Origin of the sequence: Bacillus sp. NPDC094064, assembly GCF_050279585.1 — a bacterium.
Lineage (GTDB): Bacteria > Bacillota > Bacilli > Bacillales > Bacillaceae_G > Bacillus_A.
The window spans coordinates 149,474-168,229 of record NZ_JBNNUI010000003.1 but is presented as its reverse complement, the minus strand read 5'-3'; the positions used below and the strand labels follow the sequence as shown (position 1 = coordinate 168,229).

Sequence of the window (18,756 nt, the reverse complement as noted above, 5' to 3'; positions counted from 1 at the left end):
ATGAAAAACTGGGTGAAGTTTCGAATAGCACGTCCAACAGATAAGTTTGAAGAGGTTACATCTTTTTATGAAAAAGGGTTAGGCTTAAAACGTATAGGTGAGTTCTATGATCATGAAGGCTATGATGGAGTTATGCTTGGTCTACCTGATGAAGAATATCATCTGGAGTTTACAAGACATGAAAATGGAAGTCCCTGTCCAGCTCCAACGAAAGATAATTTATTAGTATTTTATATGCAAGAAGATAGTGAAATGAAAAAGGTGAGTAAGAGGCTGCATGCAATGGGATACGATGAAGTAGAACCAGAGAATCCATATTGGAAAGAAAAAGGAATAACGATAGAAGATCCAGATGGTTGGAGAATTGTATTGATGAAAATATAAGAACAAGGTTTCAAATTATGATAGGGTAAAAATAAATTAGCTTCCTTCTAGGAAATAAAAATAGAAGGAAGTTAATTTATTTTTAGTCTGAAAATTTAAATTTGACAATCAATTGTAGAGGGATGTAAATTGAGAACGTGTATTCTTATAAGTTTGATAGTGTTGCCATTCAAAAGGAATGTATAAATAGGGAGGGCTTTTTATGTTATTTCGAATTGAAGATGCAGAAATATACTATGAAATCGTTGGAGAAGGAAAACCAGTCATTATCATACATGGCTGCGCTCCTGATCATAGGTTAATGATGATATGTATGGAAGGAGTATTTCAGAAATATGAAGGGTATAAGCGAATATATATTGATTTACCTGGAATGGGAAAATCGAATGCTCCAGATGGGATAAATAGTTCAGATCGTATAGTAGAAGTGCTTATCACATTTATTGAGAAAATCATTTCTACTGAAGAATTTTTATTGGTAGGAGAGTCATACGGAGGCTATTTAGCCAGAGGAATACTCACAAAGCTGTTTGAAAGAGTTAACGGATTACTATTAGTATGTCCTGTTGTTGTAGCGGATCCAGAAAAAAGGACTCTTCCAGATAAACAGGTAATTTTACAAGATGATGAATTTTTAAATAAGCTCACTTCTACGGAAAGAGAGGGTTTTTGTGAGTTAGCGGTGGTAGCAAATGAATATACATATAAGCGATTTAATGAAGAAATTAAGCCAGGACTAGATATTGCTAATTATGAATTTATTGAAAGGTTGCAAAATAATTACTCTCTTACTATGGATTTTCATCATAAAAAATATGAGAAACCTGTTCTTTTATTAGCCGGAAGACAAGATATATCGGTAGGGTATCAAGATATTATAGAAATTATTGAAGATTATCCAAGAGCAACATTATCAGTTTTGGATATGGCAGGGCATAATTTACAAATTGAACAGCCTGAATTATTCGAGAGCTTAGTAGGAGAATGGATTAGACGAACAAATCAGCAAAGTTTATAAAAGACGAATGAACAATTTCAAGGAGGAAGTATGAATACATATATCTATATGGTTAGGCATGGTGAATCGCCAAAATTAGAAGGGAATGAAAGAACACGTGGATTAACTGAAAAGGGAAGTTTAGACGCTCATAGAGTAACGGACATATTAAAAACAGAGGAAATTGATACTTTCATTTCAAGTCCGTATAACAGGGCTGTGTTAACGATAGAAAAAACAGCGGATTTCTATGAAAAAGAAATATTAATATATGAAAATCTCAAAGAGTGTATGTTTTTAAGTGAGGATCAGATTATATCAGATAAAGAGGTGTATCCACTTGTAAAGAAGATGTTTTCTAATCCGGATTTTGCACTAACGGAAGGGGAGTCATATAAGGATTGTCAGAGAAGGGTAGTGAAAGTGTTAAAGGAAATATTAATGGATTTTCAAAATGTACAAATATTATGACTCCTGTTGATTTGTTTTAAATCTTTAAAAATGTAAATGGAATATATACTTTCACAGTCAAAAAAGTTAAAAAATTTTGTCTTAAGGATTATAATGAAGAAAGAAATATAAAAGGAGTGAACGAATTTGAAACAAGAACTTATTGAAAGATTTACGAGATATGTAAAAATTGATACACAATCAAATGAAGAAAGTCATACAGTACCAACAACACCTGGACAAATCGAATTTGGTAAGTTATTAGTGGAAGAGCTAAAAGAAATTGGGTTAACAGAAGTGACGATGGATGAGAATGGATATGTAATGGCAACACTTCCTGCTAATACGGATAAGGATGTTCCTGTAATTGGCTTTTTAGCACACTTAGATACAGCAACAGACTTTACGGGGAAAAACGTAAAGCCACAAATTCATGAAAACTTTGATGGTAATGCGATTACGTTAAATGAAGAGCTAAATGTTGTGTTAACGCCGGAACAGTTTCCAGAATTACCATCTTATAAAGGGCATACGATTATTACAACTGATGGTACAACACTGCTAGGAGCAGATGATAAAGCTGGTCTTACAGAAATTATGGTTGCAATGAATTATTTAATACATAATCCGCAAATTAAGCATGGGAAAATTAGAGTGGCATTTACGCCAGATGAAGAAATCGGCCGTGGACCATCGCATTTTGATGTAGAAGCGTTTGGTGCATCATTTGCTTATACGATGGATGGAGGCCCATTAGGTGGTTTGGAATATGAAAGCTTTAATGCTGCAGGTGCTAAGTTAACATTTAACGGAACAAATACACATCCTGGAACAGCGAAAAATAAAATGCGTAACGCAACTAAACTGGCTATGGAGTTTAACGGGCATTTACCAGTAGAAGAGGCACCGGAATATACAGAAGGATATGAAGGATTTTATCATTTACTTTCTTTAAATGGTGATGTTGAGCAAAGTAAAGCGTATTATATTATTCGAGATTTTGATCGTGAAAATTTTGAAGAGCGTAAACATAACGTTGAAAATATTGTGAAGCAAATGCAAGAGAAATATGGACAAGATGCAGTCGTTTTAGAAATGAATGATCAATACTATAACATGCTTGAAAAGATTGAACCAGTGAGGGAAATTGTTGATATTGCATATGAGGCAATGAAAAGTTTAAATATCGAACCGAATATCCATCCAATTCGCGGTGGAACAGATGGATCACAGTTATCATATATGGGATTACCGACGCCGAACATTTTCACTGGTGGTGAAAACTATCACGGAAAATTTGAGTATGTTTCGGTAGATACGATGGAAAAAGCTGTTCAAGTTATTGTAGAAATTGCAAGAAGATTTGAAGAGCAAGCTTAAAAAAGAACCAAGTAGTGATGTGCTACTTGGTTTTTTAGTATAGTACTCGCCATAAATAAAAAGTGGCGTAAGACTCCCAATTGATCCAATTTGCTGCAAAATCTTTTATTTCATGTTTAGTCGGTTTACTTTCGGAATCTGTTATACATTTAATTGCATTGTGCAAACCAACATCATCAATTGGAAAAGCGGAAGGAAATCGTAAACAGCGCATTAAAACATAGTTGGCAGTCCACGGTCCTATACCATGGATAGCAGTTAATTGTTTTTCAGCAAGCTTTACATCTTTTGTTTGTAATAACACTTCTTTTGATAGTTTTCCGTCTGTAATAAGCTTGGCAATACCGATTAAATATTCACATTTTCTCGTCGTCATTTTTAAGTCTTTAAGATCCTCTACATGTAAATTTGCAATTATTTCAGGTGAGGGGAATATCCAATGTTTTCTATCGTTCCATTCTACATAACTTCCAAATGTCTCAACTAATCTTCTTTTTAGCGTATAGGCATATGTGAGATTAATTTGCTGACCGATAATTCCCCAGGAAAGTGCTTCAAATAAATCTGGAATACCTAAAGTTCGAAGACCATAAAACTTTTGAATAGGACCTTGAAGGAGCGGATCCAGTTTAGCTAATTTATAAAAGGGAGCTAAATCAGTAGTTAAATCCAACCACTCTGTTACATAGTTAGCTACAGCATCGCATATCCATTTCTCAGAGATATATGATTCTCCTACAAAACGTATTTCCAAATTGCCATCAGTGTTCATACTAATTTCAACCAAAGGGTTTATATGTTGAACAGGGATAACTTTATAAATTTTGTTATCTTCAATGTGAAACATACATTCATTGTTAGAACGGGATAGATAGCGTAAGTTTTCTTTGAAACTAAATTCTGTTGGAACTATTAAAGTTAATGCGCTAGTATATTCTGCTGTCATATGCATTCTACCTGCGACTTTTCTAATATAAGCAATTCTTTCTTCATTTCTAATCCACCTCTAAAGCCGGTTAGTTTCCCATTCTTTCCAATAACACGATGGCAAGGAATTGTAATGAGAAGAGGGTTGGCAGCGATAGCAGAAGCAACGGCACGCACAGCCTTAGGTTTTTGTATTCTTTCTGCAATTTCTGAATAAGAATATGTCTTCCCATAAGGAATTTCACGTACCGTATTCCAAATAGATAATTGAAAGGCGGTACCGTAAGCATCGATAGGGAATGTAAAAGTTTCCCGCTTGTTTTCTAAATACTCGATAACTTCTTTCGTATATGTGTACAAGTAATCTGGATTGCGGGTCAATTTATATTGCGGCAGTTTTTTTCTAGCCCATATAGTTAGTTCTTCGAAGTTTTCGTCTTGTGATCCAATGAAACATAGTCCATTTTCAGTTGCGGCAATATGAAAGCGCCAATTTCCATGTGTAAGGAGCGTCCAATATATAGATTTATTTTTGTAGGAATTCATTATTGTATCCCTCTTTCATTTCATTCTTTTTTCGATATTCAGTCGGAGTAAAGCCGGTTTTCTTTTTAAATAAAGTTGCGAAATACTCTGGGTTTTCTATCCCGACAGCAGTACTAATTTCTTTAATAGATTGATTTGTATGTGAAAGATATTCTGCAGCTTTAACAATCCTGAATTGCTGTATATATTCTATTGGACTAATTCCTAGCAGTCTTTTGAAAGTACGTTGTAAATGAAATAGGCTACCATGGCACATTTCTGCGAGTATGTCGAGAGTTAATTCTTCGTCATAATGCTTTTCAATATAGTCTTTAATTTGTTCTACCCACTCTTCGTTAGGTAAAGTAATCCCATTTGGTTTACAACGTTTGCACGGACGAAAGTTTTCATGCAATGCTTGCTCTGCATCTAGAAAAATTCGTACGTTGTTTTTATTCGGTATTCTCGATTTGCACGATGGGCGGCAAAAGATCCCAGTCGATTTCACAGCATAAAAGAATTTTGTATCATAAGAAGAATCATTATGAATAATGGCTTGCCAATGCTCATTTGTTAACGTAACTCCTTCATTGTGCAAAGAACATCACCTCTGAAATTAGTATAACCTGAATCATGTGCATATGTACGTATTCACAAATGTAAGAGCAAGATTACAAAGATGAAAATATGATTGTTTTTCTATTTTGTGATAGCATGAACTTTGAAAATGAACAGCAAGAGGAGGACGAAATGTGAAGTTAATTTCATGGAATGTAAATGGTTTACGTGCAGTTATCGCAAAAGGTGGGTTTTTAGAATATCTTGAAGAATCCGATGCGGATATATTTTGTTTACAAGAAATTAAATTACAAGATGGGCAAATTGATTTAAATCTAGAGGGATATTATACATACTGGAATTATGCTGTAAAAAAAGGATATTCAGGGACGGCTATTTTTTCGAAAAAAGAACCGCTTTCTGTTACATACGGTTTAGGAATTGAAGAGCATGATCAAGAAGGACGAGTTGTTACTTTAGAGTTCGAAGATTTTTACATGATAACGTTATATACACCAAATTCAAAACGTGGATTAGAACGATTAGATTACAGAATGAAATGGGAAGATGATTTCAGAGCGTATATTAAACGATTAGATGAGAAGAAACCAGTTGTTTTTTGCGGAGATTTAAACGTTGCTCATAAAGAAATCGATTTAAAAAATCCAAAAAGTAATCGTAAAAACCCTGGATTCTCTGATGAGGAACGAGAGAAGTTTACATGTATTTTAGAAGAAGGATTTATAGATACGTATCGTTATCTATATCCTTATCAGGAAGGTGCATATTCGTGGTGGTCGTATCGTATGGGAGCGAGAGCGAAAAATATTGGATGGCGTTTAGATTATTTCGTTGTTTCTGAAAGAGTGAAAGGCCAAATAAAGGATGCAAAAATTAACAGTGAAGTAATGGGATCAGACCATTGCCCAGTTGAATTACATATAAATTTATAAAAAAGAAGTATCTTCCTGAGTATAGGGGATACTTCTTTTTTTAGTCAGTTTGTTAAAGTTTTTCAGATCATTCTTGAAATAATCTGACATTAACTATATACTTAATAACGATAATCATTATCAGTGAGAATGATTATTAATTGATGGGGTCATAAAAGAATTATAGTTTAGGGGAAGTGAACGAGCATGCGTTTTGGATAGAATTATTAATCTAATGAAATATATATAGAATAAGTTTCACATAGTTAATTTTTGTTGTGAATATAATTTTAAACAATTCGAGAGGAGAAATATAAAGATGAACAAGAAATTATTTACATTAGGGATGGTTACTGTTTTAAGTGTAGGTTTAGCAGCATGTAATAGTGCGGATAAGACTTCAGGGGAGCAAAAGCAACAGACAAAAGCTGCGGAAACGAAAAAAGATGAAAAACGAAAAATTACATATTTAGGTAAAGAATATACAGTGCCAACAAAAGTAGATAAAATTGCGACAGCTAGTTTAGAGTCAATGGAAGATGCGGCAGTACTTGGAATTAAACCAGTTGGTGCAATTACTGTAGGCGGTAAATTACCAAAGTATCTTGAAAAAGAGTTAGAGGGTGCAAAATCTGTAGGTGAAAAAATGCAACCAAATTTCGAAACATTACTTCAATTAAAACCAGATGTTATTACATCGAGTACGAAGTTCCCAGCAGAAACAGCTGAAAAGTTTACGAAAATAGCACCAACATTCCCTGTATCACACGTTTCAACAAATTGGGAAGATAACTTGAAATTGATGGGAGAACTAACTGATAAAAAAGATAAAGCAGAAAAAATTATTAAAGATTACAATACGGACGCTGAGAAAGCAAAAGCAAAACTAGGAGATAAGTTAAAAGACAAAAAAGTTCTTGTAATTAGACTAAGAGCAAACGAATTATTCCTATATCCAGAAGGAGTATACTTTAACCCTGTCATTTATAAAGATCTTGGATTAACAGCTCCAGAACAATTGAAAACTGTAAAAGCACAAGAGAAAATTTCATTTGAAAAACTTGCTGAACTTAACCCGGATTATATTTTCTTACAATATGAGGCAAGTGAAAATAAAAACCCGAAAGCACTAGAAGAAATTGAAAGCAATCCAATTTGGCAAAGTATGAATGCTGCGAAGGAAAAGAAAGTATTTGTAAACGTTGTAGATCCAATGGCACAAGGTGGTACAGCTTGGAGTAAAACAGCATTCTTAAAAGAAGCAGTGAAAAATTTATCTAAATAATACGATAAGTAAGGTGCGTTGAATGATATGCAGAAAACAAATGCAGTGCCAGTAACCATTTTATGTATAGCACCCATATTGATTTTATTTACAGTCATACTTTCTGTTTTATATGGTGCGAAAAACATTGATGCTGAAACAGTGTGGAATGCATTATTTCATTTTGATTCAAGCGATGTAAATCATAATATTATTATTACTTCACGTTTACCAAGGGTGGTTGCAGCTCTTTTAGTCGGAGCATTTCTAGCCATATCAGGAGCACTTATGCAGGGGATGACAAGAAACTATCTTGCATCCCCTTCTATTATGGGTGTGACGGATGGGGCAGCTTTTGTTATTACACTTTGTATGATTTTTCTTCCGGGAATGTCATCGATCGGTATGGTTTTATGTTCAATGATTGGTTCTGCGCTAGGAGCCAGTATCGTGTTTGGTTTTGGTTCACTCCTTCAAAATGGCTTATCCCCAGTTAGGTTAGCGATTATAGGAACAGTTATTGGAACATTTTTAAGTAGTGTATCGGCAGCGATGGCTTCGTATTTCCAAATCTCTCAAAATGTTAGTTTTTGGTTTAATGCAAAGTTAGATCAAGTGGATCCTAATATCATTAAAATCACGATACCCTTTGGGATAATTGGGATAATTTTAGCACTGTTCATATCAAAATCGATTACAATTCTTTCCTTAGGAGAAGAAGTTTCTATTAATCTAGGACAGCGTACAAAACTAGTTAAAGCGATGGCAATTTTATCAGTTATTTTTTTGACAGGAACAGCAGTTGCTTTAGTAGGTAAAGTAGGTTTTGTAGGTTTAATTATTCCACACATTACTCGCTTTTTAATTGGGGTAGATTATAAGTGGATCTTGCCATGTGCAGGTGTTATTGGTGGAGTTTTTTTAGCACTATGTGATGTTTTAAGTAGGTTTGTAAATTATCCATTTGAAACGCCAATTGGGGTCGTTACATCTTTAATTGGAATTCCTTTCTTCCTTTATTTAATCCGTACAAGAGGAGGAGAGAGACATGCTTAAAAGTTCAAGTCAACGTTTTGGAATGACGATGGGGATTATTATATTTCTAATACTATGTGCTATTTATATTAGTTTAACGAATGGTACGTTTGATATTACGATTACAGATGTATTTAAAACACTCTTTAGAATTGATCCAGTACCAGATCATGATTTAGTTATATTTGAATTTCGTCTTCCGCGCATTGTAATTGCTGGATTAGTAGGATTAGGTCTCGGCGTTGCGGGTGCTGTAATTCAAGGAATTACGAGAAATGGATTGGCGGACCCAGGTATTTTAGGAGTAAATGCAGGGGCAGGAACAGCAATTGTAATTTTTATGTTTTTCTTTCAAGGGCAATTAAAGAGCACAGATTGGGTTTCTATAATGATGATGCCGATGTTTGGTTTAGTCGGTGGACTAGGAGCGGCTATCATCATTTATCTGTTTTCTTGGAAAAACGGTAAGTTAGATTCGCAGCGACTTTTATTAACAGGGATTGCAATTGGATCAGGATTTGGGGCCTTTTCTATGTACTTATCACTCAAAATGAAGTCAACTGATTTTGAAATGGCTGCAGTTTGGGTATCTGGAAGTATATATAGTGCGAACTGGAAGTATATTGTGGCAATGTTACCGTGGCTGATTATATTAATTCCTCTTATACAAAAGAAAGCTTATTTATTAGATTTATTTCAATTGGAAGAAACAAGTATTACAAGTTTAGGTGTTTCGGTAGAAAGAGAGAAATCTATTTTACTATTAAGTAGTATCGGACTTGTAAGTGCGTGCGTGGCTGTTTCAGGAAGTATTGGTTTTATCGGATTAATGGCGCCGCACATAGCGAAAAGACTTGTCGGTATTCAGCATAAGCATATCATTCCTACTTGCGGAGTAATAGGAATGTTTCTTGTGATTACCTCAGACTTTATTGCAAAAACAGTTTTCACACCTGTAGAGTTACCAGTTGGAATCGTTATTTCTATTGTCGGTGTACCGTATTTCTTATATTTACTTTATAAGGCGAAAGCGTAAGAGGAGGAATAGAAATGAGTATTTTAAGTGCAAAAAATTTAGAAACAAGTTATGAAAAGCTTACAGTGTTTCGCGATTTAAATGTGGAGATACAAGAAGGGAAAGTAACGACAATTATAGGTCCGAATGGGTGCGGAAAATCAACGTTGTTAAAGACAATGGGACGAATGTTAAAACAAAAAAGCGGTAAAGTGTATTTGCAAGGACAAGATTTAAACACAATTCCAACGAAAGAAATTGCTAAGCAGTTAGCTTTACTTCCACAAACTCCGATTGCACCAGGAGAGCTGAAAGTAGAAGAATTAATTTCTTATGGACGCTATCCGCATCGAAATAACGTAAATAAGTTAACTTCAAAAGATAAAGAGATGATTGATTGGGCACTAGATATAACGAAAACATCTGCATTTCGAACGAGACAAATTGCAAACTTATCAGGTGGTCAAAGACAAAAGGTATGGCTAGCGATGGCTTTAGCACAAGAGACAGAAGTGTTGCTATTAGATGAACCGACTACATACCTTGATATGTCTCACCAATTAGATGTATTGCAAATTGTGGAGAAGTTAAATAAAGAACATAATTGTACAGTCGTAATGGTACTACATGATATTAACCATGCAGCGAGGTTTTCAGATGAAATTATTGCAATGAAGGAAGGGGAAATTGTAACAACGGGTAGCCCAGAAGAAATCATTACAAATGAAGTGTTAAAAGAAGTATTTCATATTGATGCGCGTGTCATGATTGATCCGTATAACGGGTCTCCTGTTTGTTTCGGTTATGATAGCGTTATATCGCAAGAAGAAAAAGTAGAAATGTATGTAACAAGTTAAAAAGGGGGGATTTACAATGAATGCTACTATTGAAAAACAGCAAATTATTACATCTAATACAGAACAGTGGAAAATTTATTCAAAATTAGAAGGTAAGGAATATCAAATTCATATTTCAAAGCCGAAGCAGCTAGCACCAGAGTCAGGATATCCAGTCATATACGTCTTAGATGGTAATGCCTTTTTTCAAACATTCCACGAAGCGATTAAAATACAATCGTTTAGAGCGGAAAAAACAGGTGTTTCACCAGCCATTATAGTTGGTATTGGTTATCCAATTGAAGGGGCATTTTCTGGTGAAGAAAGATGCTATGATTTTACGCCTAGCGTAATTTCAAAAGATGCGCCTTTAAAGCCAGACGGCAAACCGTGGTCTAAAACAGGTGGAGCACATAGCTTCTTTACTTTTATTGAAGAAGAATTGAAACCACAAATTGAAAATAAATTTGAAATTGATAAAGGAAAGCAAACGTTATTTGGACATTCTTTAGGTGGTCTGTTTGCTTTACATATATTATTCACAAACATAAAGGCCTTTCAAAATTATTTTATTAGTAGTCCATCTATTTGGTGGAATAACGAGTCCGTGCTTGAAAAAGAAGAGAATCTTATAAATGAATTAAACAATGCTCAGTTTGAAATAGGTGTATTTCTTACAGTGGGGTCATTAGAACGAGAGCATATGGTTGTAGGTGCAAATGAATTATCAGAACGCCTTCTCCAAGTCAACCACGCCAATTTTAAATTTAAGTTTTATGAAGCTGAAGGAGAAAATCATGCATCTGTTGTGCCGACTTCTTTAAGTAAGGGATTAAGATTTATTAGTCAAGTGTAGCGGGAGTCTAGAAAAAGGTAAGCAAATAGCTTACTTTTTTATTGTTTTTTCAATCAAGTACTAATAGAGAAAGAGTTCAATTTATTCCGTCTTGATGTTCGGCTTACTTACATAATTACTATTATTGGTAGTTGTATTTAAGAAGACAGGTTGTCCATTATGGGGATAAGACAGTAGACCCTCTTGTCACGTTAGTCTCATGGAAAACGAGCACGAATGCACTAACCTTCGTCAATGGAGACGTCACACGGACGAGGAGAGTCTTGTCTTCTAGAGATATGCTTACTAAACTGTGGGTTCTAATCTTTCAATTAACAATAGTGATACAAAAATTACATCTTCTACACCAGGTTCCTTAAACACAGCTACACCATCCCAGACGTCAATCACCTTTACCCGGGTTATCGATTGTAAGCCAACTGAATAAACATTTAATAATTGGTTATTTTCCTTGTGTAATTTTAAGCGTTTGCGTATGGATATTATACAGGAATCTACTATACAACGACAATTATTGCATGTTGGCGGAACACATGTTGACGGAACGCATGTTGAAGAATTTACTAATGGTCTATAGGAAAAAATAAAACATATTGCAAAATCTAATTGTCCACCATCATTAGGAAGATTTGCTGTAACACTTCCACAGGAAACGTTTGAAAAATTCAACACACTATTGCTTCTATTAATAAATTGAATGTTACCAGGTGAATTTCTAAAATTATATAAGACTTCCCTCATGTCCCTAATACTAATATTTTCTCTACACTCGCAATCTTGTTTTTTGTTCATGGCCTCACTCATCCTTTCGATTATCTTTAATATCATATGCATAAATACTAGATTGTGAAAGGGAAGATGACCTAAGCCATTAACCGAAATTCGAAAGCGGAATTTGCCTCACGCTTGTAATCTAATTATTTGTTTTATACTAATCTAAACACAAACAACTTTAACCAAATGGTATGATTTGAATAACCATCCTTTTTCATTTCAATTACTTTCCACTTTATTTCTTCAGGGTAATGAACTCTTGTTTTCAAACGAAAACCACCTCCTGAATTTTCATACTTAGTATGCGAATTCAGGAGGTGGTTTTTATGTATCATTATTCGGATTCATTTCAATTTCTCCATAGCCTTTTATTTTTGTAAGTAGAATTGTCCTTTTTGAAAGTTTTGTTTCAACTTTTCGTCTAAAGAGACAAAAAGTTGTCACAATTCAGTCACAATTAGCATAAACATAAAATAGACGAAATGAACTGATCCCTATAAAGATTCGATTGAATCAAGTATTAGTAGGGGAAAGAAACTTATTAAAAGTTCATATTATTATCAAGGAGGTATATCGTATGAAAGCAATTCTCGCTATCGCTGGGCTTATTTGGGTTTTATCACATGGTATTCCAATTTATGAAGGAGAACAAATTCGCAGTGCTCTGAATAAAAATTTTAACGAATATCATATCATTGATCGGCAAGATAATGTTGTGACAGTTCGAGTAAATGACTGTTTTCATACGGTAACCGTTGAAGGAACTTCAGTAGTGAATGATACAAAAGTATGTGATCAGCAATAATTATATATAGGAAGAAAAAAGTCTCGATTTACATATTTGAAAATTGAGACTTTTATATTTTGGGACGAACAATAAGTGGGGAAGGACAATCCCCACTTATTGATGTTTTTTTGAAAAAAGGAAAGGGTATAATGGAAATTGAGACCGAGAAACTAATAATTTGTTATGAATAATCATAGCGTGTAAATATACTCATATGGGGTATCATACATAGATATTTAATGCTATAATTGGTATACTCGTAAAAGTAATTGTTTTATTGGATGAAGAGAAACTTTGAGAAGGTGATAATATGGATCATAAAGAGCATGAAGCAACTACACATAGATCAGAAAAAGAAAAAGAACAAATTATAAATAGATTAAAGAGAATTGAAGGACAAGTCCGTGGTATTCAAAATATGATTGAAAATGATCGTTATTGCGTTGATATTTTAGTGCAAATTTCAGCGATTAATGCAGCGATGAAAAAAGTAGGAATGGGTGTCTTAAAAAATCATACGAGTCATTGTGTTTCAGGAGCTATTAAAGATGGAAATGGTGACGAAGCAATTGAGGAATTAATGACAGTATTTGAGCGTTTTTCAAAAGCGTAAAAACCAAGCTAGCTTTAGACTAGCTTGGTTTTTTGTTTATATAGGAAAGACATTACAAATTCATAATTGAGGCAAAGAAATAAAGATTTTAGAAAAAATTTAAAATCATGATATAAAACCATTGATTACCTTAGGGGGGTATGGTAAGATGTAGTTGTGATTAACAAACAATGAAGAAACAAGAGGAGGATTTTAAATGGAACAGTTAACATTAAAAGTTGAAGGTATGTCTTGTGGACATTGTGTAAATGCTATCGAAAGCAGTGTGAAAGAGCTAAACGGTATTGAACAAGTGAAAGTTCAATTAGCAGAAGGAACTGTTGAAGTTACTATTGATTCATCAGTCGTAACGTTAAAAGATATCGTTGCTGTAATCGAAGATCAAGGATACGATGTTCAATAATTATTTTTAAATACGGAAATAAATCGTACTTTAAATGAAGTACGATTTATTTTGCTAATAATTATACCTCATAAGGGTATATAGAGGTGAGAGACATGAATGAACAAAAAGAGGCCAATCTTCAAATATCAGGAATGACATGTGCAGCATGTGCAAATAGAATTGAAAAAGGTCTGAAAAAAGTAGAAGGTGTCCACGATGCAAATGTAAATTTTGCACTTGAAAAGACAAAAATAATGTACGATCCAGCGAAAACGAATCCACAACAATTTAAAGAAAAAGTTGAATCGTTAGGATATAGTATCGTAAGCGATAAAGCGGAGTTTACAGTTTCAGGAATGACATGTGCAGCATGTGCGAATAGAGTTGAAAAGCGTTTAAATAAGTTAGATGGTGTGAACAAAGCGACAGTTAACTTCGCTTTAGAGTCGGCAACAGTAGATTTTAATCCGGATCAAATTAATGTAAGTGAAATGAAGAATACAATTACAAAGTTAGGATATAAATTAGAAGTGAAATCAGAAGAGCAAGAGGGAGCCGCAGATCATCGCTTACAAGAAATTGAGCGACAAAAGAAGAAGTTTATTATTTCATTCATTTTATCATTCCCGTTACTATGGGCAATGGTGAGCCATTTCTCATTTACATCTTTTATTTATTTACCTGACATGCTAATGAACCCTTGGGTACAGCTAGCTCTTGCAACTCCAGTTCAATTTATCATTGGTGGACAGTTTTATATTGGAGCTTATAAAGCGTTACGTAATAAAAGTGCCAACATGGATGTTCTCGTAGCACTTGGAACGTCTGCAGCTTATTTCTATAGTGTATATTTAAGTATTCAATCTATTGGTTCTTCGGAACATATGACAGATTTATATTTTGAAACGAGTGCGGTCCTCATTACATTAATTATTTTAGGGAAATTATTTGAGGCAAAAGCAAAGGGACGTTCATCAGAAGCTATTAAAAAATTGATGGGGTTACAAGCGAAGACAGCTATAGTTGTGCGAGATGGAACAGAAATGAAAATTTTAATCGAAGAAGTAGTAGCTGGTGATATCGTTTATGTAAAGCCTGGTGAAAAAATACCAGTTGATGGAGAAATTGTAGAAGGAAAATCAGCAATAGATGAATCGATGTTGACGGGTGAAAGTATTCCAGTTGATAAAACAATTGGAGATGTGGTAATCGGTTCTACAATGAATAAAAATGGATTTTTAAAAGTTAAAGCAACTAAGGTAGGAAGAGATACTGCATTAGCTCAAATCATTAAAGTAGTAGAAGAGGCTCAAGGTTCAAAAGCTCCTATTCAAAGGGTTGCAGATCAAATTTCAGGTATTTTCGTACCGGTTGTAGTTGTGATTGCTATTATTACATTTGCGGTGTGGATGATATTTGTTACACCTGGTGATTTTGGCGGGGCACTTGAGAAAATGATAGCAGTACTTGTTATCGCATGTCCATGTGCATTAGGTCTTGCAACGCCTACATCTATTATGGCTGGATCAGGAAGATCGGCTGAGTATGGTATTTTATTTAAAGGCGGGGAGCATTTAGAAGCAACGCATCGATTAGATACAGTTATTTTAGATAAAACAGGTACTGTGACAAATGGGAAGCCGGTGTTAACAGATGTAATTGTAGCAGATGGATTCCACGAAGAAGAAATACTACGTTTAGTAGGTGCGGCAGAAAAAAATTCTGAACACCCACTTGCAGAAGCGATTGTAGAAGGAATTAAAGAAAAGGGAATTGAAATCCCAAGTTCAGAAACGTTTGAAGCAATTCCAGGATTCGGTATCGAATCAGTTGTAGAAGGGAAAACACTATTAATTGGTACACGTCGATTAATGAAGAAATTCGATATTGATATTGAAGAAGTTTCTAAATCGATGGAAGAGCTAGAACGAGAAGGAAAAACAGCAATGCTTATTGCGATCAATAAAGAATATGCTGGTATAGTAGCGGTTGCAGATACTGTAAAAGATACTTCAAAAGCGGCTATCGCAAGACTTAAGAAAATGGGTCTAGACGTTGTTATGATTACAGGAGATAATACACAAACTGCTCAGGCAATTGCTAAGCAAGTTGGTATTGATCATGTCATTGCAGAAGTATTACCAGAAGGAAAAGCAGAAGAAGTGAAAAAACTTCAAGCGCAAGGTAAGAAAGTAGCAATGGTTGGGGATGGAATAAATGATGCTCCGGCACTTGCTACGGCGGATATCGGTATGGCAATTGGAACAGGCACGGATGTAGCGATGGAAGCGGCAGATATTACGTTAATCCGTGGTGATTTAAATAGTATTGCTGATGCAATCTTTATGAGTAAAATGACGATAAGAAATATTAAGCAAAATTTATTCTGGGCATTAGCTTATAACGCCTTAGGAATACCAATTGCGGCATTTGGTTTCTTAGCACCTTGGGTAGCTGGAGCTGCGATGGCATTTAGTTCTGTTTCGGTTGTATTAAATGCATTACGATTACAAAGAGTGAAATTAAAGTAATAAAAATGTAAATCTATAGAGTAATTGCATATGCTTTTAAAACGAAAAACAATACTTTGAAATAAGTATTGTTTTTTTGTTCATATAGAAAGAAAAAGATACAATAAAGCAGAAATATTGAATCGTAGATGGTAGAAAAGTTAAATAATAGTTTAGTAAGGAGGCTCTAATATGTTAAAAGATACGATTATTAGAACATTTCATAAAGAGGATTTAGAACAAGTATTACAGCTGTTCTATGAGACAGTTCATACAATTAATGCAAAAGATTATAACGAATTACAACTACAGGCATGGGCGCCAGATCGAATAGATAGAGAAAGCTGGTTAAAGTCTTTAGAGAAGAATATTAGTTATGTAGCGGATCATAACGGTATGATAGTAGGATTTGGGGATTATAATGAGAATTATTACGTAGATCGTTTATTTACACATAAAGATTATCAAGGGAAAAAAATAGCTTCATACATACTACAGAAGTTAGAAAAAGAAGCAGTGAACCGAGGGCATAGGGATATATATACAGAGGCGAGTATTACAGCTAAACCTTTTTTTGAAAGTAAGGGTTATATTTGCATAAAGGAACAAAAGAAACAGCACAATGGTCAGGTATTTATTAATTATGTAATGAAAAAAATAGCCTTCTCATAAATGAGAAGGCTATTTTTCATTATTTTACAGCTTCTTTTAGTTCTTTACCAGCTTTGAAAGCAGGTACTTTAGAAGCAGCGATTTGCATTTCTTCACCAGTTTGTGGGTTACGGCCTGTACGAGCAGCTCTTTCGCGAACTTCGAATGTACCGAATCCGATAAGTTGTACTTTTTCACCAGCAGCTAAAGTGTTAGTGATTGATTCTACTACAGTTTGTACAACTACAGTAGCTTCTTTTTGAGAAATCTCAGCATTTTGTGCTACGTTTTTGATTAATTCTGTTTTATTCATGTTTTTCACCTCATATGTAAATAATGCTATTTAAGTTGTTATTATAACGTATAAAACATTCGAGAACAAGTGTACGTACATATATTCACGAAAAAAATGAAATTTGTAATATTTTTATAACCCCTCCGTACTATTGTGAATGAAGAATCTGTACAATAGTAATTTCATTTTTTGCGAAGAAAGTCAAATCCAATCATTACTAGAAAAGCTTCATATATAAGTAAAAGAAAGGATAATTACTATTGTCATAGTGGTTATAAACTTTTTTCTTGACTTTTTATATAAAGGCGAGCAAAATGGTAAAAAAGGAAGGGGGGGATGATGATGGAAGAGTACGTATTAGAGCTGTATAACCTGTTATATACGACAGAATGGCAAGATATTGTTTCGTTTCTAGGAATATTATTTTGCATGAAGATTGTAATCGTATATGTGGAAGAGCAAGGTATGTTCTATTCCTTCTCATCTCCGTTCGATTTGCAACGCGAGTCGTTGCTAAACTATGCCAATATAAATTACGAACAAATTCCTTTTGTTATCTTCTTTATGATTCGATTTATAACAGCGATTGTAAAGAGAAAAGAAAGCGATGATGAAGAGTGCCACTCAACTTGTAATATAGCAAATGCTTTTTAAGCTAAATACAAGGAGGAGATTTATATGTGGTTTCGATTTTTTATGATTGGTTTCTTTTCATTAACAGCAATTTCATTAATGGGATATCAAGTGTCTGAAATATTTCAAGCATATAGCAGTACGTTTTTTAACAAAAATTAAGTACATTGCTATTTGAATAATAAAGCGATAAAATCCTTCTTAAGAGATTTCGTTAAGAGGGATTTTTTCTTTGCCTTGTCTTACTGTGTCAAACTATTGTCACATTTACACCGTGAATAATATGTTAAAATAGTGAGGTTACGTATACATATTTGAAGGAAGAGGGAGTGACCATTTTGGTGGATCAATCAACAAATCAGAAAAGCTATGCTCCTATTGTGATAACGCTTTCTGTAGTTGTAAATGCGATTATTTTATTTTTGTTCTTTGGACCTGTTGGCTATGAAGGAGAATTACATTTTGATGTAACAATTTTACCAATGTTAAATGCAATCTTTAATAGCTTTACGTTCGTATTCTTATTAGCAGCATTATTCTCTATTATTAAAAAGAATGTAAAAATGCATCGTGGTTTCATCCTCGCAGCATTTACAACGACTTTGCTATTTTGTGTTTCTTATTTATCGTATCATTACTTGGCGCCAGCAACACATTATGGCGGAGAAGGATTCATTAAATATGTGTATTTCATCATTTTAATTACACATATTATCCTTGCAGCAATTATTGTACCACTTGCATTGTTTGCACTTGTATTTGGTTTTACGAATCAATTAACACGTCACCGTAAAATTGTACGTTGGACGATGCCAATTTGGTTATATGTAAGTTTATCTGGTGTTATTGTTTACTTAATGATCTCACCTTATTATCAATAAAAAGTCTCAGCCTTTAGGGCTGGGATTTTTTTGTTAAGCAAATATTTTTGTAAAATGAAAAAAATATG

General features: G+C 34.1%; 21 protein-coding genes and 1 pseudogene. 17 read left to right on the top strand and 5 right to left on the bottom strand.

From position 1 onward, the window contains the following. The 4 genes and pseudogenes from ACQKNI_RS08660 (at nucleotide 1) to pepT (ending at nucleotide 3,211) form a co-directional block, all read left to right on the top strand. A complete protein-coding gene (locus tag ACQKNI_RS08660) occupies nucleotides 1–384 on the top strand; it encodes a VOC family protein (protein WP_088230048.1) in 384 nt (127 codons plus the stop codon). Nucleotides 385–586: 202 nt separating this feature from the next. Then, the gene (locus ACQKNI_RS08655) at nucleotides 587–1,402 is read left to right on the top strand and encodes an alpha/beta fold hydrolase (RefSeq protein ID WP_088230047.1); all 816 of its coding nucleotides are present in this window, start codon (nucleotides 587–589) and stop codon (nucleotides 1,400–1,402) included. Nucleotides 1,403–1,432: 30 nt separating this feature from the next. Beyond that, nucleotides 1,433–1,849, top strand: a pseudogene (locus tag ACQKNI_RS08650) (histidine phosphatase family protein); the annotation flags it as partial. A gap of 129 nt (nucleotides 1,850–1,978) precedes the next feature. Continuing rightward, nucleotides 1,979–3,211 carry a peptidase T gene (gene pepT / locus ACQKNI_RS08645; RefSeq protein ID WP_088230046.1) on the top strand — a complete coding sequence of 411 codons (1,233 nt, stop codon included), beginning with the start codon at nucleotides 1,979–1,981 and terminating at the stop codon, nucleotides 3,209–3,211. A 34-nt stretch (nucleotides 3,212–3,245) separates the two neighbouring features. Here the strand turns inward: pepT and ACQKNI_RS08640 are convergent, their stop codons facing one another. From ACQKNI_RS08640 to ACQKNI_RS08630, 3 genes are read right to left on the bottom strand one after another with little or no spacing between them, the layout of a single operon-like run. Continuing rightward, nucleotides 3,246–4,157, bottom strand: coding sequence for a DNA-3-methyladenine glycosylase 2 (locus tag ACQKNI_RS08640; protein ID WP_088230045.1), 912 nt, complete (start codon nucleotides 4,155–4,157; stop codon nucleotides 3,246–3,248). Next, entirely contained in the window at nucleotides 4,154–4,684 is a 531-nt protein-coding gene (locus ACQKNI_RS08635; protein ID WP_088230044.1) for a methylated-DNA--[protein]-cysteine S-methyltransferase, read from the bottom strand. The genes ACQKNI_RS08640 and ACQKNI_RS08635 overlap by 4 nt, the downstream gene beginning before the upstream one ends. Continuing rightward, nucleotides 4,665–5,261: a bifunctional transcriptional activator/DNA repair enzyme AdaA gene (locus ACQKNI_RS08630; RefSeq protein WP_088230043.1), complete on the bottom strand. Its 597-nt coding sequence runs from the start codon at nucleotides 5,259–5,261 to the stop codon at nucleotides 4,665–4,667. Before ACQKNI_RS08630 ends, ACQKNI_RS08635 begins: the two co-directional genes overlap by 20 nt. A gap of 154 nt (nucleotides 5,262–5,415) precedes the next feature. Here ACQKNI_RS08630 and ACQKNI_RS08625 point away from each other — a divergent pair, with 154 nt between their 5' ends. The 6 genes from ACQKNI_RS08625 to ACQKNI_RS08600 all read left to right on the top strand — a co-directional run bounded on the left by ACQKNI_RS08625 (nucleotide 5,416) and on the right by ACQKNI_RS08600 (nucleotide 11,159). Continuing rightward, the gene (locus ACQKNI_RS08625; protein WP_088230042.1) at nucleotides 5,416–6,174 is read left to right on the top strand and encodes an exodeoxyribonuclease III; all 759 of its coding nucleotides are present in this window, start codon (nucleotides 5,416–5,418) and stop codon (nucleotides 6,172–6,174) included. A 298-nt stretch (nucleotides 6,175–6,472) separates the two neighbouring features. Further along, entirely contained in the window at nucleotides 6,473–7,438 is a 966-nt protein-coding gene (locus ACQKNI_RS08620; RefSeq protein ID WP_088230041.1) for an iron-hydroxamate ABC transporter substrate-binding protein, read from the top strand. Nucleotides 7,439–7,465: 27 nt separating this feature from the next. Further along, on the top strand, nucleotides 7,466–8,473 hold the full coding sequence (locus ACQKNI_RS08615) for a FecCD family ABC transporter permease (RefSeq protein ID WP_088230040.1): 1,008 nt from the start codon (nucleotides 7,466–7,468) through the stop codon (nucleotides 8,471–8,473). Then, entirely contained in the window at nucleotides 8,466–9,488 is a 1,023-nt protein-coding gene (locus ACQKNI_RS08610) for a FecCD family ABC transporter permease (RefSeq protein ID WP_088230039.1), read from the top strand. The genes ACQKNI_RS08615 and ACQKNI_RS08610 overlap by 8 nt, the downstream gene beginning before the upstream one ends. Before the next feature lie 14 nt (nucleotides 9,489–9,502). Further along, nucleotides 9,503–10,324, top strand: a complete 822-nt coding sequence (locus ACQKNI_RS08605; RefSeq protein ID WP_088230038.1) for an ABC transporter ATP-binding protein — start codon at nucleotides 9,503–9,505, stop codon at nucleotides 10,322–10,324. A gap of 16 nt (nucleotides 10,325–10,340) precedes the next feature. Next, the gene (locus ACQKNI_RS08600) at nucleotides 10,341–11,159 is read left to right on the top strand and encodes an alpha/beta hydrolase (RefSeq protein ID WP_427282324.1); all 819 of its coding nucleotides are present in this window, start codon (nucleotides 10,341–10,343) and stop codon (nucleotides 11,157–11,159) included. A 285-nt stretch (nucleotides 11,160–11,444) separates the two neighbouring features. Here the strand turns inward: ACQKNI_RS08600 and ACQKNI_RS08595 are convergent, their stop codons facing one another. Continuing rightward, entirely contained in the window at nucleotides 11,445–11,951 is a 507-nt protein-coding gene (locus tag ACQKNI_RS08595; protein ID WP_088230036.1) for a hypothetical protein, read from the bottom strand. A 559-nt stretch (nucleotides 11,952–12,510) separates the two neighbouring features. On the opposite strand from ACQKNI_RS08595, the gene ACQKNI_RS08590 reads away from it, so the two are divergent. The 5 genes from ACQKNI_RS08590 to ACQKNI_RS08570 all read left to right on the top strand — a co-directional run bounded on the left by ACQKNI_RS08590 (nucleotide 12,511) and on the right by ACQKNI_RS08570 (nucleotide 16,900). Then, the gene (locus tag ACQKNI_RS08590) at nucleotides 12,511–12,738 is read left to right on the top strand and encodes a hypothetical protein (protein WP_000644301.1); all 228 of its coding nucleotides are present in this window, start codon (nucleotides 12,511–12,513) and stop codon (nucleotides 12,736–12,738) included. 292 nt (nucleotides 12,739–13,030) lie between these two features. Then, nucleotides 13,031–13,333 (top strand): metal-sensing transcriptional repressor, encoded by a 303-nt coding sequence (locus tag ACQKNI_RS08585; protein WP_070144516.1) that lies wholly within the window; start codon nucleotides 13,031–13,033, stop codon nucleotides 13,331–13,333. A gap of 196 nt (nucleotides 13,334–13,529) precedes the next feature. Beyond that, a complete protein-coding gene (gene copZ, locus ACQKNI_RS08580) occupies nucleotides 13,530–13,736 on the top strand; it encodes a copper chaperone CopZ (RefSeq protein WP_088230035.1) in 207 nt (68 codons plus the stop codon). Nucleotides 13,737–13,831: 95 nt separating this feature from the next. Continuing rightward, nucleotides 13,832–16,249 carry a heavy metal translocating P-type ATPase gene (locus tag ACQKNI_RS08575; RefSeq protein WP_427282323.1) on the top strand — a complete coding sequence of 806 codons (2,418 nt, stop codon included), beginning with the start codon at nucleotides 13,832–13,834 and terminating at the stop codon, nucleotides 16,247–16,249. 171 nt (nucleotides 16,250–16,420) lie between these two features. Continuing rightward, the gene (locus ACQKNI_RS08570) at nucleotides 16,421–16,900 is read left to right on the top strand and encodes a GNAT family N-acetyltransferase (protein ID WP_427282322.1); all 480 of its coding nucleotides are present in this window, start codon (nucleotides 16,421–16,423) and stop codon (nucleotides 16,898–16,900) included. A 19-nt stretch (nucleotides 16,901–16,919) separates the two neighbouring features. Here ACQKNI_RS08570 and ACQKNI_RS08565 read toward each other — a convergent pair whose 3' ends face one another. After that, a complete protein-coding gene (locus tag ACQKNI_RS08565; protein ID WP_001043904.1) occupies nucleotides 16,920–17,192 on the bottom strand; it encodes an HU family DNA-binding protein in 273 nt (90 codons plus the stop codon). A gap of 318 nt (nucleotides 17,193–17,510) precedes the next feature. Between ACQKNI_RS08565 and ACQKNI_RS08560 the strand changes: the two genes are divergently transcribed. Together ACQKNI_RS08560 and ACQKNI_RS08555 are read left to right on the top strand one after the other, a co-directional pair. Continuing rightward, nucleotides 17,511–17,828 carry a hypothetical protein gene (locus tag ACQKNI_RS08560; protein WP_141524785.1) on the top strand — a complete coding sequence of 106 codons (318 nt, stop codon included), beginning with the start codon at nucleotides 17,511–17,513 and terminating at the stop codon, nucleotides 17,826–17,828. Nucleotides 17,829–18,145: 317 nt separating this feature from the next. Further along, nucleotides 18,146–18,688 carry a DUF420 domain-containing protein gene (locus tag ACQKNI_RS08555; protein ID WP_088230030.1) on the top strand — a complete coding sequence of 181 codons (543 nt, stop codon included), beginning with the start codon at nucleotides 18,146–18,148 and terminating at the stop codon, nucleotides 18,686–18,688. Nucleotides 18,689–18,756: the final 68 nt, after the last annotated feature.